Origin of the sequence: Aureibacter tunicatorum, from assembly GCF_036492635.1 — a bacterium.
Lineage (GTDB): Bacteria > Bacteroidota > Bacteroidia > Cytophagales > Cyclobacteriaceae > Aureibacter > Aureibacter tunicatorum.
The window spans coordinates 212,832-226,673 of the sequence record NZ_AP025305.1 but is presented as its reverse complement, the minus strand read 5'-3'; the positions used below and the strand labels follow the sequence as shown (position 1 = coordinate 226,673).

Annotated in this window: 10 protein-coding genes; 4 read left to right on the top strand and 6 right to left on the bottom strand. The window is 37.8% G+C overall.

What is annotated here, in order from left to right:
- Positions 1–183 precede the first annotated feature (183 nt).
- Positions 184–813 carry a hypothetical protein gene (locus AABK36_RS00815; protein WP_309937116.1) on the top strand — a complete coding sequence of 210 codons (630 nt, stop codon included), beginning with the start codon at positions 184–186 and terminating at the stop codon, positions 811–813.
- 65 nt (positions 814–878) lie between these two features.
- On the opposite strand, the gene asnS is transcribed toward AABK36_RS00815, so the two are convergent.
- Together asnS and AABK36_RS00805 are read right to left on the bottom strand one after the other, a co-directional pair.
- Positions 879–2,351 carry an asparagine--tRNA ligase gene (asnS, locus tag AABK36_RS00810; RefSeq protein WP_374709112.1) on the bottom strand — a complete coding sequence of 491 codons (1,473 nt, stop codon included), beginning with the start codon at positions 2,349–2,351 and terminating at the stop codon, positions 879–881.
- 93 nt (positions 2,352–2,444) lie between these two features.
- Positions 2,445–4,211: a coiled-coil domain-containing protein gene (locus AABK36_RS00805; RefSeq protein ID WP_309937115.1), complete on the bottom strand. Its 1,767-nt coding sequence runs from the start codon at positions 4,209–4,211 to the stop codon at positions 2,445–2,447.
- Positions 4,212–4,499: 288 nt separating this feature from the next.
- Between AABK36_RS00805 and AABK36_RS00800 the strand changes: the two genes are divergently transcribed.
- The 3 genes from AABK36_RS00800 to AABK36_RS00790 all read left to right on the top strand — a co-directional run bounded on the left by AABK36_RS00800 (position 4,500) and on the right by AABK36_RS00790 (position 11,181).
- Complete coding sequence (locus tag AABK36_RS00800; protein ID WP_309937114.1) at positions 4,500–6,893, top strand: efflux RND transporter permease subunit; 2,394 nt, start codon at positions 4,500–4,502, stop codon at positions 6,891–6,893.
- Positions 6,894–7,156: 263 nt separating this feature from the next.
- A complete protein-coding gene (ileS, locus tag AABK36_RS00795; protein ID WP_309937113.1) occupies positions 7,157–10,462 on the top strand; it encodes an isoleucine--tRNA ligase in 3,306 nt (1,101 codons plus the stop codon).
- A 107-nt stretch (positions 10,463–10,569) separates the two neighbouring features.
- Positions 10,570–11,181: a lipoprotein signal peptidase gene (locus AABK36_RS00790; protein ID WP_309937112.1), complete on the top strand. Its 612-nt coding sequence runs from the start codon at positions 10,570–10,572 to the stop codon at positions 11,179–11,181.
- A gap of 73 nt (positions 11,182–11,254) precedes the next feature.
- Here the strand turns inward: AABK36_RS00790 and AABK36_RS00785 are convergent, their stop codons facing one another.
- The 4 genes from AABK36_RS00785 to rbfA all read right to left on the bottom strand — a co-directional run bounded on the left by AABK36_RS00785 (position 11,255) and on the right by rbfA (position 13,803).
- A complete protein-coding gene (locus AABK36_RS00785) occupies positions 11,255–11,629 on the bottom strand; it encodes a 4Fe-4S dicluster domain-containing protein (protein WP_309937111.1) in 375 nt (124 codons plus the stop codon).
- A gap of 221 nt (positions 11,630–11,850) precedes the next feature.
- Positions 11,851–12,132 carry a hypothetical protein gene (locus AABK36_RS00780; protein ID WP_309937110.1) on the bottom strand — a complete coding sequence of 94 codons (282 nt, stop codon included), beginning with the start codon at positions 12,130–12,132 and terminating at the stop codon, positions 11,851–11,853.
- Between the two features lie 20 nt (positions 12,133–12,152).
- On the bottom strand, positions 12,153–13,370 hold the full coding sequence (locus tag AABK36_RS00775) for an FtsX-like permease family protein (protein ID WP_309937109.1): 1,218 nt from the start codon (positions 13,368–13,370) through the stop codon (positions 12,153–12,155).
- 37 nt (positions 13,371–13,407) lie between these two features.
- Entirely contained in the window at positions 13,408–13,803 is a 396-nt protein-coding gene (gene rbfA / locus AABK36_RS00770) for a 30S ribosome-binding factor RbfA (protein ID WP_309937108.1), read from the bottom strand.
- Positions 13,804–13,842: the final 39 nt, after the last annotated feature.

The window sequence follows — 13,842 nt, the reverse complement described above, 5'->3', positions numbered from 1 at the left end:
GATTTCGACCAGCTAAGAATAATCAAATAAAACTCTTTAACAAATCAAAAAATATTAGGAATGCAAACACTCAATTAATTAGAAAAAGACAAAGTTGAAGCATAAATAGTTAAAAAAATACAATAAGATGAAGGATTTTACCCCTAAATTAAAATTCACTAAAAACAACCTCAAAAAATAAGAATGAAACAATTATTGCTCATATTATTTATAGTAATTTCATTCAAAGGCGTATCTCAAAATAAGAACATTTCATTAGGCATGAGATTCATTGATCCTACAGGAATATCAATAAAAAAGTACCTTACAGAAACTTCAGCTTTTGAGTTCAATATTGGAAGAACAAACTTCAAAGACGATGAGATGAAAGACGGGTTCAACGATTGGAACAAAGAAATACATAAGTCCTATTACACTGAAAAATATCTTGACAATAAAAAAGTTCACGACTTCAAATACGTTGGAGTTGAAAACTCTATTCCCTTAAGCTTTCAACTACACTATTTGCTCAGCAAAAAAATTTCTGCATCAGAAGATTTGTTCTGGTATTATGGAGGAGGACTTCAAGCAAGATATAAGACTTACCAGTTCAAATATTACTACCGAAAAGACAAACATTATTCTTGGCAACCTATAAAAAGCGATAAAATAAAAGATTTCGACATGGGTATTGATATCGCTACCGGATTGGAATACACATTTTCCGAAGCTCCGATCAGCATGTTTGCAGATGTCATAATTTACATGGAAATCATTGACGACTCATTCGCGACAAATTTGCAAGGTGGAGTAGGAGCCAGATACAATTTTTAATCAATAAAAAATGGCTGTCTCAACTGACAGCCATTTCATATCGTAATATCTTATTCTGATTTATTCTAAAATTCGCAGTGTTGCGGCGTTCTTGGGAATGGAATCACGTCGCGAATATTGCTCATACCTGAAACAAACAACATCAATCGTTCAAAGCCAAGTCCAAAACCACTATGAGGCACTGTTCCAAACTTTCTTGTGTCCAAATACCAGTCAATATCATGCTCAGGAATCTCCATTTGCTTCATGCGTTCCATTAGCAAATCAAGATTCTCTTCTCTTTGCGATCCTCCAACAATTTCACCAATTCCCGGGAACAACATGTCCATAGCCGCTACAGTCTTGTTGTCATCATTCAACTTCATATAGAATGCCTTGATATCTTTTGGATAATTGGTAATAATTACCGGCTTCTTGAAGTGTTTCTCCACTAAGAATCTTTCATGCTCTGATTGAAGATCCGCGCCCCACTCATCAATGATGAATTTGAATTTCTTCTTTTTATTCGGCTTGCTGTTCTTCAAGATATCAATTGCCTCAGTATAAGTGATTCTCTGGAATTCGTTATCACGAACAAATTGCAACCTTTCGATCAAGCCCATATCATGTCTCTCAGCCGCAGGCTTGCTCTTTTCCTCATCCTCGGACCTCTTAGCCAAAAATGCCAAATCTTCTTTGCAATTATCCAAAGCATATGAAACCAAATACTTCAAAAATTCTTCAGCCAAATCCATGTCATCGTCCAAATCAGCGAAAGCCATCTCAGGCTCAATCATCCAGAACTCTGCCAAGTGACGAGACGTATTTGAATTCTCAGCGCGGAATGTCGGCCCGAAAGTATAAATATCTCCCATCGCCAAGGCCGCAAGCTCTCCTTCCAACTGTCCAGAAACAGTCAGATTCGTTTCCTTTCCGAAGAAGTCTTGTTTGTAATCAACCTCTCCTTCCTCGTTCATTGGAGGATTCTTTGGATCGATAGTCGTTACTTTAAACGTTTCTCCAGCTCCTTCAGCATCCGAATGAGTAATCAATGGAGTATGTATATTCAAAAATCCTTTGTCATTGAAGAATTTATGAACTGCGAAAATCATCGCATGCCTAAGGCGATAAATCGCCGAGAATGTATTGGTTCTTGGTCTTAAGTGAGCTATTTCTCTTAAAAACTCCAACGAGTGCTTTTTAGGCTGCAAAGGATAACTATCTGGATCAGCCTTACCAATCACCTCGATTGCCTCAGCTAGTATTTCCACAGATTGACCCGAACCTTGCGATGCCACTACTTTTCCAACTACAGACAAACTTGCTCCTGTAGTAACATCCTTCAAAATTTCTTCTGAAATAATATTCGGATCAGCGACAACTTGCAAATTATTAATCGTAGAACCGTCATTAAGTGCGATGAAACTCACATGCTTATTGCCTCTTTTCGTGCGTACCCATCCTTTAACGCAAACTTGGATATCTGCTTCCGCTGACTCCAATAAGGTCTTGATTTTAGTTCTTCTCAATGTTGTCACTGTAATCGTATTTTTATTCATTTTTAAAAATATGCAAAGCGATTCCTTATTTGATTGCCTATATGACAAAAAAAGAATCCGCTTGTACACAAATTAAGAGCTTTAAGCTTTCATTTACAAGTCATGAACCTGAAACATAAACAAAGAGTCGGACACCAACTGGCTATTTCCTTTGAAATGCCTATAAAATTCCCTTTCAGCATCTATTCTTAGGGCATTCAGAGAATCCTTTTGGTGTAAAACAATATTCATGGCTTTAAATGATTCATTAAGCTTTGCTTCCAAATTCAACCCAAAATTCGCTTCAAAGTCTCTTCCATACTTCAATCTTTCACTCAACAGATCCTTTTTTCTTTTCATCTGCACAAGCTCGTCTTTTTTAAGATCAAGCTGGCGACTATAAGTTTCAGCAGTCATCATTGCGGAGTCAGCAACTGCCAACTCAGACTTATGCGTTGAAAAAATATTTTTGGAATTGAAATACTTTAATCTGGCGGTAGCTTCTTTGCGAGCATTCAAATCGCTTTTATTCACCAATTCTTCTAAAGACTTGAGCAGTCTAACTCTTTCTCCTTTGTATCTATTGATCTTCAGGCCAATCTCTTTTGTTTCAATGTCCGAAGATTGCATTCTTTGTTTCAATTTGCTTATGCTCAATTCATTGTTAAGCTTCTCATCCGCTAATTCCAAAATAGCCCCATTGACCGATTCCATTTTCTCAAGCAAACCGCTAAGATTGTCATCAGCTATTTTCCTCAGCATTTTCTCCCGTTCCAAATCTTCAATTAATATCTCTTTAGAACTTTCAAGTCTTCTCTTGCTTGTGCTATCGGTTTCCAATAAAATTTTTGCTGACAACTGCTCAATCTCAGCACTAAGGCTTGAAGATTTTTTTTCCAATAGATTTATTCTTTCCTGCCCTACCGTTCTTTCTTTTCCTAAAGTAGAAAGCGTGCTTTCCATTGATTCTTGCCTGATGCCTAAAGATTTCACTTCATTATTATATGAAGCAACTTCTTCTTCCCATGATCTTTTCATATACTTCAAAGCCGTCTGCCTTTCAGTCTTGGCCATTATGGAATCCTGCAATGAATCAATTCTTCTTTGAATTTCGACTTTACGCAGACTATCTTGACGGACTACAGCTTGGGCTTTTTGCCATTCCAACTTATCATCGGACATCGTTTTTTTCGAATCCAAGACCCGCTTTCCAATATTGGATCTCTGTTCTTCCAGTTCATTCATTCTTTCGGATAAAATCAAGCTTTCATGCGTCAAATACTTGTCCAGAGAATTAATATCCCTCGACATATTGACCACCAACCTTCTAATGCCCGTCGTGTCGACTGTTTTGCTTGACAAATCCAAATGCCTCATTTGAAATATCAAGAATTTTTGCCGATAAAACTTCTTGAGCAAAATCACGAATTTAGCTGTTTCCACCCTGTATCTTGAAATAAGGCCTCCTGCACCCGAAGCATTCAACTGCTCAGCTTCATCGCATTTTTCATTCACATAAAGGCCAAATTCATCCACAAAACTTTCTTCTTCTTCAAAATATACATCAAATTCATCCCGCAGGTCTTTCTCGGCATTAACTAGATTTTTTGATAAGGAGTCAATCTCTACAAAATCAACAACGGTTCCTTCTTCTAGATTCTTCTCGGCCAGGACAAGTCGTTCAAAAAAGCTCTTTCTTTCGGCGAAATATTGTTCACTTTGGCTCATGTACTCTTTTTTTTCCACATCGATATTCAACCAATGCTTTTCCAAAGCCGACGCGCTTCTTTTGTTTGACAAAACGGGCTTGCTGTTCTCCTTGCAAGAACTTAACGTCAGAAATAAACAAATAATAAAAAGAATAGTATTTTGTTGATTCATTAAACCTAGAAAACGTTCCAAAATTGCTCTCAATCTGATATCAACTTTTTTATTAGATGAATCGAGCTTACATTAATCTAGGAACTACATGAAATAAATTTAGTTTATCGAAACTATCGAAAAGATAGGCATCGAGTTTATTAGCCAAAGACACCATGCTTTGCCAACCCAGTATCCTTAAATTGTAAAAAATAAAGCCAGTCAAGCGGATTTTAGCATATTACTGCTAAATTGCAAAGTAAAAGTATCTAATCTAAAACAGAGAAAAAAGATTCTATTCATATAATTATGTGGACTAAATTTGCACATTTTGTACTAAAAAACAGAATAGCGCTCATTGGAATTATTGGAATTATAACAGTTTTTATGGGCTATAATGCCAGAACTGTTGAGATGAGCTACGAATATGGAGGTATCGTGCCTAAAGACGATGCCGAAATGGTTTTTTTTGACCAATTCAAAGAAACGTTTGGTGAGGACGGGAACATACTAGCCATCGGGCTTAATAATCCTAAAGTTTACGAATATGATGATTTTAAAAACCTGAACTACCTAAGTCAGGAAATCAGCAGAATAGAAGGAGTAAACGACGTGCTTTCACTGCCCAAGGCTGTGAAGATCGTAAAGGACACTGAAAAGAAAAAATTCGATTTGGTGCCTATCTTCAAGCCCTTCCCTGATAACCAGCATCAACTGGACAGCCTCATTCAAGTAGCTAAAGAGCAAAAATTCTACGCCGGGCAAATCATCAATGAAAAGACCAACGCTACTTTATTGCTGATCTCCATCAACAAAAACTATCTTGATTCCAACAAGAGATTTCAATTGATGGATGATATCCAAAGAGCCGGAGATCAATTCCAAGAGCATACAGGCATAGAGCTTCATTACGCTGGTTTGCCTTATATCAGAGCCACGTTATCAACAAAAATGAAGGCAGAGCTACAAATGTTCTTAGTGCTTTCGCTAGCCGTTACGGCCTTGATTCTATGGGTATTCTTCAGGTCATGGGACGCTGTGCTAGTCCCTATTATCTTGATTGGCATCATCGTTATCTGGAGCACGGGCACATTAGGCATATTGGGGTACAAAATCACCATGCTAACGGGCTTGATACCGCCTATTATTGTCGTCATAGGTATTCCAAACAGTATTTACCTGCTTAACAAATACCATCAGGAGATCTCCAGACATGGCAATAAAATTCGTGCTTTAAGCCTAGTCATCCGCAAAATCGGAGTCGTTACGCTGATTACAAATGTTACCACAGCCATAGGATTTTTGGTATTGACAACCACTAATATTGGCATACTTAAAGAATTTGGTATCGTTGCAGGAATCAATATTCTCGCTACATTTTTTGTTAGTATTATTTTTATTCCTGCGGTATTCAGCTACCTGCCGCCACCAAATGGCAAAAGGCTGAACCATCTTAATTCTAAATTCACTCAAAAGATGGTGAATATGCTGGATATAACTGTCCATCGCCATCCGATCATAATTTTCACAGTATCAGGAATCATCGCTGTAGTCTCAATTTACGGCATGAGCAAGATGAATGCTATCTCCTATATGGTTGACGATATTCCTGAAGATAGCAAGATCATGACTGACTTGAGATTTTTCGAAAACAACTTTGGCGGCGTGATGCCTTTGCAATTTGTAGTTGACACAGGCAAACCAAAAGGAGTAATGAGCTTGTCCACCATGAAAAAAGTGAATAAGTTTGAAGAAGCCTTAGCCAATGAGCATATTATCTCGCAACCGGTATCCATCATTTCATTCGTGAAAGCCTCCTCGCAAGCCTTTTACAATGGTAATCCAAACTATTACAAGCTTCCCAACAGCAGAGACAAAAACTTTATCTTAAGATACTTATCCAACCAAGACGAAGACCAAAGCGGATTATTAAATTCTTTTGTGGACTCCACAGGCCAAAAGATGCGTATTTCTTGCATGGTGGCGGATGTGGGTTCCCATAAGCTTGGCGAATTGCTTTCCGATAAAGTACAGCCTGAAATCGACTCTATATTTGGAAATTCAAAAATTACAGTCAAGCCTACTGGAACTACTTTGCTATTTGTAAAAGGAAATGACTTCTTGATCAACAACTTGAAAAAGAGCATGGCTTTAGCTTTTGTGTTGATTGCCTTTATCATGGCCGCTTTATTTGGCAGAGTAAGAATCATCATCATTTCATTGATCCCAAATATTCTTCCGCTGCTTATCACGGCAGGAATCATGGGATATTTTGGAATTTCGCTCAAGCCAAGCACTGCTCTTATCTTCAGTATTACCTTTGGCATCGCAGTAGATGACTCTATTCACTTTTTGGCAAAATACAGGCAAGAGCTTTTCGCCAATAATTTCTTTGTGCCTTTGGCAATATCAAAGTCTTTAAAAGAAACCGGAATGAGCATGATCTACACTTCCATTGTTCTATTCTTTGGATTTGTGATCTTTTCATTTTCCCAATTTGGAGGAACGAAAGCGCTAGGCATACTCACTTCCATTACTTTGATGATTGCTATGTTCACGAACCTTATTCTATTGCCTGCGCTATTAATGGTATTTGACAAAGGAAAGCGCAAAAAAGGAGACGGTCTAATCGAACATTACGAGGACTTTTATCATGAGGATGAAGATGAGGAAATTGATTTAAGAAGACTTGGACTGAGCTAAATATTAAACATACTATTTAATTCAAAAGCTTGATTTGCAACCAACTGCAATCAAGCTTTTTTATTTATATGCAAAATGGCATCCACTCATTTCAAACAATTTCAACTCGCTAAACTACATTTTGATGCAATGGAATAGATTATCATAACATTATAGTTCAAGAATGCTTAGTTTTGAGATGCTTATCGTGAAAAAATTCACTAAATTTAGCAGTTAAAGAGCTCTCGCAGCTCTTTTTCATTTAGCATGATTACAATAGTCCGATGAAATACAACGAATATAAGCAAGTTAACTATGCTCAGATAGCCGAAGAAGTGCTGTCTTTTTGGAAAGAAAATGAAGTTTTCCAAAAGTCCGTTGAGACTAGAGAAGGAAATCCTACATTTACTTTTTTTGAAGGTCCTCCATCTGCGAATGGAGTGCCGGGAATTCACCACGTAATGGCGCGTACGGTGAAGGATATTTTTTGTCGTTATAAGACATTAAAAGGATTCCAAGTAAAAAGAAAAGGTGGATGGGATACTCATGGTCTGCCTGTTGAGCTTCAAGTAGAAAAAGAACTAGGCATCACTAAAGAAGATATTGGCAAAAAAATCTCTGTGGAAGAGTACAATGCCAAATGCCGAGAGTCTGTTATGAAGTTCAAGAGCAAGTGGGATGACTTGACTGAAAAAATGGGCTATTGGGTAGATCTTGACAATCCATATATCACATTTGACAGGGATTATATGGAAACGCTTTGGCACTTGATCAAGCTTTTCTATGAAAAAGGATTATTGTACAAAGGATACACTATCCAGCCTTACTCTCCGGCAGCAGGCACAGGATTAAGTTCTCACGAGCTTAACCAACCGGGTTGCTACAGAGACGTGAAAGACACTTCAATCACAGCGCAATTTAAAGTCAAAGGCACTGAGAACGATTATTTCATCGCTTGGACGACAACTCCTTGGACTTTGCCTGCCAATTCAGCTTTGGCTATCAACAGAAGCATCACTTACGCTAAAGTAAAAACATTCAACCAATATACTCACGAGCCGATAAACGTAATATTGGCTAAAGATAGAATTGGTTCTTACTTCAATAAAAAAGCTGAAGATCTTAAAATTGAAGATTATAAAGCTGGCGATAAACTGATTCCGTTTGAAATCATCGAAGAATTCAAAGGCGACACATTAATCGGTCAATCTTACGAGCAATTAATGCCATACATTCCTTTGGAAGCTCCTGCGTTTACAGTAGTTCATGCGGATTATGTTTCTACCGAGGATGGTACTGGTATTGTTCATATCGCCAAGACATTTGGTGCGGATGACTTTCAGGTGTGTGTGCAAAACAACATCCCTGGCATCACCATATTGGATGAAAATGGAGATGAGGCTCCTATCGTAGACAGACAAGGTAGATTGGTGAAAGAAATCACTGATTTCGCTGGCATGTATGTGAAAAATTACGAAGGTCATGACGAGTCTGATCCGAATTACAAGTCTACAGATGTTCTTATTTCTATCAAATTGAAAGAAGAAAATAAGGCATTCAGAGTAGAGAAGTATGAGCACAGTTATCCTCACTGTTGGAGAACTGACAAGCCGGTGCTTTACTATCCTCTTTCTTCTTGGTTCATTCGTACGACTGAATATAAAGATAAATTAATCGAGCTTAACAAGACGATCAACTGGAAGCCTGCTTCTACCGGACAAGGTAGATTTGGCAACTGGCTTGAAAACTTGGTTGACTGGAACTTAAGCCGTTCAAGATATTGGGGTACTCCGCTTCCAATCTGGAGAACAGAAGATGGCAAAGAGGAGATCTGCATTGGCTCGCTTCAAGAACTTAAAGACGAAGTAGCGAAAGCTATCGAAGCAGGTTTCATGACAGATCAAATCGGTGAAGATTTTGACCTGCACAGACCATATGTTGATGATATTTATTTAGTTTCTCCATCAGGTCAAAAAATGACTCGCGAGACAGACCTTATTGACGTTTGGTTTGACTCGGGCGCTATGCCTTACGCTCAATGGCACTTCCCGTTTGAGAATCAGGAAATCTTCGGAGAAAACTATCCTGCTGACTTCATCGCTGAAGGTGTAGACCAGACTAGAGGTTGGTTCTTTACTTTGCATGCGATAGCGGTAATGTTGTTCGACTCTGTAGCATTTAAAAATGTAATCGCTAACGGACTTGTGCTTGATAAGAATGGGAACAAGATGTCTAAGAGATTAGGCAATGGTGTTGATCCATTTGAAACATTGCAGAAATTTGGTCCTGACGCTACGAGATGGTACATGATCTCGAACGCTAACCCTTGGGACAACTTAAAATTTGATATAGAAGGCGTGGCTGAAGTTCAAAGAAAACTATTCGGAACACTTCAAAATACATATTCTTTCTTCGCGCTTTACGCAAACCTTGATGGGTTTACTTATGAAGGCGAAGAGATTCCTTTGAAAGACAGACCTGAAAGCGACCAATGGATTCTTTCTAAGCTTAACAGCTTAAAGATTGAAGTTGACGAAGCTTACAGCACTTACGAGCCGACAAGAGCTGCCCGTTTGATTCAAGGATTCGTTTCCGATCAATTAAGCAACTGGTATGTTCGTCTTAACAGAAAGCGTTTCTGGAAAGGTGAATATAATGATGACAAAAAAGCTGCGTATCAGACGCTTTACACTTGTTTAGAGACTATAGCTAAACTAGGTTCTCCAATAGCTCCATTCTATATGGATAAGCTTTACAGAGATCTTAACGCTGTATCTGGAAGAGAAAAGAATCTGTCAGTGCACTTGGCTAAATTCCCTAAAGTAACTGAAGGTTCTATCAACAAAGAGCTCGAGCACAGACAAGAATTAGCTCAAACAGTTAGTTCATTAGTTCACTCATTGCGTAAGAAAGACAGACTTAAAGTACGCCAACCTCTTCAAAAAATCCTTATCCCGGTGCTAAACGAAGAGTTTAAGCATCAGATACAAGCGGTTGAAGATATCATCAAGACGGAAGTGAATATCAAAGATGTTGAGTTCATCGATGATACATCAGGAATCTTGGTGAAGAGTATCAAACCTAACTTCAAGACATTAGGTAAAGCTTACGGGCCTAAGATGAAAGCAATCGTAAAGGTTGTCAATGGATTTGGAAAAGACGAGATTGCAGCGATTGAAAAAGAAGGTCACCTGGATATCACTCTGGAAGGAGGAGATGAAATCAAACTTCTTATCGAAGATGTAGTTATCCAATCTCAAGATATTCCTGGTTGGTCAGTTGCTTCAGAGAATGGGGTTACAGTTGCTTTGGATATCAATTTAACTGACGAACTAAAAGCTGAAGGTCTTGCTAGAGATTTTGTAAACAGAATTCAAAACCTTCGTAAAGACAGCGGTCTTGAAGTGCAAGACAAAATTAACATCAGAATCGAAAAAGGCAATGAGTTTGCTGAAAACGCATTGAATACGAACAGAGATTATATCTGCGAGGAAGTTCAAGCTCTAAGCCTTGAGTTTACTGAAAAAGTAGACAACGGAACAGAAATGGATATAGACGGAGTAATACTTCAAGTAAGCATAAACTCTTAATAGATTTTATCACAGGGAAAGATGCTTTGCTCTTTCCCTGTTTTAATTTTTGATTTATCTTAAAATTTCATCGCAGAACTAATACTCTGTGAGCAAATTCAGATCATATGAAATACGCAAAATATTACTTGGCAGCTCTGGCGGTCATTGTTATTGATCAAATAGTAAAACTTTTGGTCCATTTTTATATGCCAATGGGTTCGGCAGGCGAAATCCAAGTATTGGGTGATTGGTTCAAACTGCATTATACACTAAATCCGGGAATGGCATTTGGTATGGAGTTGGGTTCTGATTACGGAAAACTATTCTTGACGACATTCAGATTATTCGCCACAGGAGGTATTGCTTATTATTTATATTATCTGGCAAAGAAAAACGTCAGCAGAGGATTGCTCTGGTGCATTGCCTTGATTTTGGGAGGTGCAATTGGCAATGTTGTAGATAGTATTTTTTACGGCGTGTTTTTGAATAATGCTCCTTATAACGCGCCTTCGCCATGGTTTCATGGGCAGGTAGTCGACATGTTTTACGTTGACATCTGGGAGGGATACCTTCCTGAATGGCTTGGAGGTGGATATATGGCACTATGGCCAATATTCAATGTTGCGGATGCTTCGATTTTTATCGGCGTAGCCATCATCATCATCTTCCAAAAAAGGTTCTTCAAGGAAACCGGAGAACTTCATCATGACTCGCACCCTGAGGATATTATTTCTTAAACTGAAAAAGAAATATTTAAAAAATATAGAAGCTGTCTCTAAGAATCGACAGCTTTTTTGTTTTTAAACTGTTTTATAAATCTAAATTATATTGCTCTTCTGTTAACCATTCTTTCTTTTTTATTAGTCTAGATTTGTCTTCTTCTTCCAAGCCTGTAATTAAAGTAGGAGCATCTGTAGCACAGACTGCCGCGCACTGTGGTTCATCATATTCTCCAATACAATTTGTACACTTATCAGCAACTATAAAATAACTCTCATCAGATAAAGGCTTATTTATAACATCCGCATCAATAACTTCACCATTTAAGTTTTTAACTTGCCCACTCAAACTGGTTCCATCAGAAAATTTCCAATATTCTCCTACATCATATATGGCAGTGTGTGGACATTCAGGTTCACAAGCTCCCATGTTTGTGCATAAATCTGTATCAATAAATAAAGCCATTTTTACTTTAAATATACTAATGAAACGCTATACAATACTCCATTTATTTGAACTTCTCATCAAATAAAAGCCCCTTTTATAAGTATCTCTTTTATTATTTTCTCTCTCCAGAATATCAAAGAGTTCGTCATTATACCCTTTCTCAAAAAACTCTAAATCAGAAACTATCTCTTTATCTTCAGTATATTCATATAATTCTTCTGATGAGGACTGTATAATTTCTATTTCTTTGTTTTGAATGCATATTGAAAATCAATCCAAAATAGTGTCGTTTTCACAAAAATTGGAGCTCCATTTTCATCATGTTCAATATCAATAACTTTAGACACAGAAGAATCAAAGATACTTTTGGCGTACTCTCCTCGGCAGTTTAAACTTTCAAACCATAGAGTAACATGATTGAACTGCTCTAAAAACATTTCTTCAGTCCATTCATCATTCTTTGAAAATAACTCTCGAAATTTATTGCTACAGAGTTTAATATAATCTCCTACAGAAATCATAGAATTAAGTTTCAGGCTTGCTATAACATGCTATTGTTATTATATCTAGAGGCGATCTGAGCAGGCCTTAGCGAAGCAAGCAATGTGATCACAATAACAACAGCTCCAGTAACTAACAAATCCGTCCAAATAATTTTAACAGGGTAGGGGATGAGGACATTTCCTTGGAAGCCCATTTTCACAAGACCAAACTCGGCTTGCAACAAGCAAATTCCCAATCCTGTAAACACGCCCAGCAAGGCTCCTGTAATGGCAATTATCAAGCCTTCATTTAAGAAAATACGACGAATCAAATGATCCGAGGCTCCCATTGCATACATAACCGAAATGTCTTTTTTCTTTTCGATGGCAAGCATACTAAGCGAGAAAAATATATTAAAGGAAGCCACCGCAATAATAAAGCTTAACGCTACAATTAAAAACAAACGCTCGATACGCAATACTTTTAACAAAGTAGCTTGCTGCTCATCCCGATTCAATACTTCAAATTTATCTCCAAGCAACTTTTTCAGCTCATTCTGCACTTTGCTTACTCTGGCATCGCTCTCTAACATAATTTCAAGACTGGTTCGCTCATTGCCATAACCAGTCAAACCTTGAGCAAAACTCAAAGGCACTATTATATAATCCAGCTTCCTATCGACAGTAAAAACCCCCGAAGGCAATATGCTTTTGTTGTTAAACATTTTGCGAGGGTCAAGGCTAGCCTTCGCTTTTCTCTTTGGATAATAAATCTGAAGGGGATAGAAGTCATTATTGACATTTACCGATAGAGCATATTGCACTTCAGCACCTATCAAAGCATAATTTCTTTGCTTCTCTCTATACTTGAACGTGCCAAGGTTTATCTGCTCACCAATACCGCTTTGTTCTTTGTACTCCGGACTTACGCCTTTTACTTTCACCACCATCTCGGCTTTCTTGTATCTGGCATACGCATTGTCCTCTATCACTTCGCTGACGGAAGCGATTCCTGGCACGGATTTGATCTCGGCGATAAAAGAACTATCCACTTCAAAAGTCTTCCCTTTTTTAGCTTCCACCAAAAGTTGCGGATCGAAACTATTGTAAAAGCTTCTAATCAAACTTCCCAATCCATTATAAACAGAAAGCACAACAACAAGCGCCATCGTCCCGATAGCAACTCCTATCATCGAAATATTGCTGATGATACTGATGAAGTTCTTTTGCTTTTTGGACTTAAAATATCTCTTAGCAATAAAAAATGGAAGATTCAAAGTGTCAGGTATTTAGTTCAATATCCAAATTAAGCAATTAGTCGATATCTCTTGAGTAATCGTCTGGATTTATTTTATCATCATTTGGTATTTCAATATCATTAAGCAAATTCTCGATGCGGCTGGCATTGTCAAGCGTAGTATCAAGGAAAAAAGCCAGCTCAGGCACTATGCGAACCTGCTTGGCGATCTTATTTCCTAAAAACTTGCGAATCTCAGGTTTATGTTGGTTTATCAATTTAATGTTTTCCTCAGGAGTCTTCGCCAGCATAAAACTCAAATACACTTTCGCAAAACTCAAATCCGGGCTCATCTTCACCTCAGACACTGTAATGAACATGCTTCCGAACAAATGCTTAGTTTGTCTTTGGAATATTTCACTCAAGTCTTTTTGTATAAGCTTTGAAAATTTCTGTTGTCTCTTGCTTTCCATATTTTATTAGGATAAATATTCTGATATTTTTGTAGTTCA

Bases quoted from the DNA above. Each gene is read 5' to 3' on its own strand.
- AABK36_RS00815 (WP_309937116.1), top strand. From the start codon at position 184: ATGAAACAATTATTGCTCATATTATTTATAGTAATTTCATTCAAAGGC.
- asnS (WP_374709112.1), bottom strand. From the start codon at position 2,351: ATGAATAAAAATACGATTACAGTGACAACATTGAGAAGAACTAAAATC.
- AABK36_RS00805 (WP_309937115.1), bottom strand. From the start codon at position 4,211: ATGAATCAACAAAATACTATTCTTTTTATTATTTGTTTATTTCTGACG.
- AABK36_RS00800 (WP_309937114.1), top strand. From the start codon at position 4,500: ATGTGGACTAAATTTGCACATTTTGTACTAAAAAACAGAATAGCGCTC.
- ileS (WP_309937113.1), top strand. From the start codon at position 7,157: ATGAAATACAACGAATATAAGCAAGTTAACTATGCTCAGATAGCCGAA.
- AABK36_RS00790 (WP_309937112.1), top strand. From the start codon at position 10,570: ATGAAATACGCAAAATATTACTTGGCAGCTCTGGCGGTCATTGTTATT.
- AABK36_RS00785 (WP_309937111.1), bottom strand. From the start codon at position 11,629: ATGGCTTTATTTATTGATACAGATTTATGCACAAACATGGGAGCTTGT.
- AABK36_RS00780 (WP_309937110.1), bottom strand. From the start codon at position 12,132: ATGATTTCTGTAGGAGATTATATTAAACTCTGTAGCAATAAATTTCGA.
- rbfA (WP_309937108.1), bottom strand. From the start codon at position 13,803: ATGGAAAGCAAGAGACAACAGAAATTTTCAAAGCTTATACAAAAAGAC.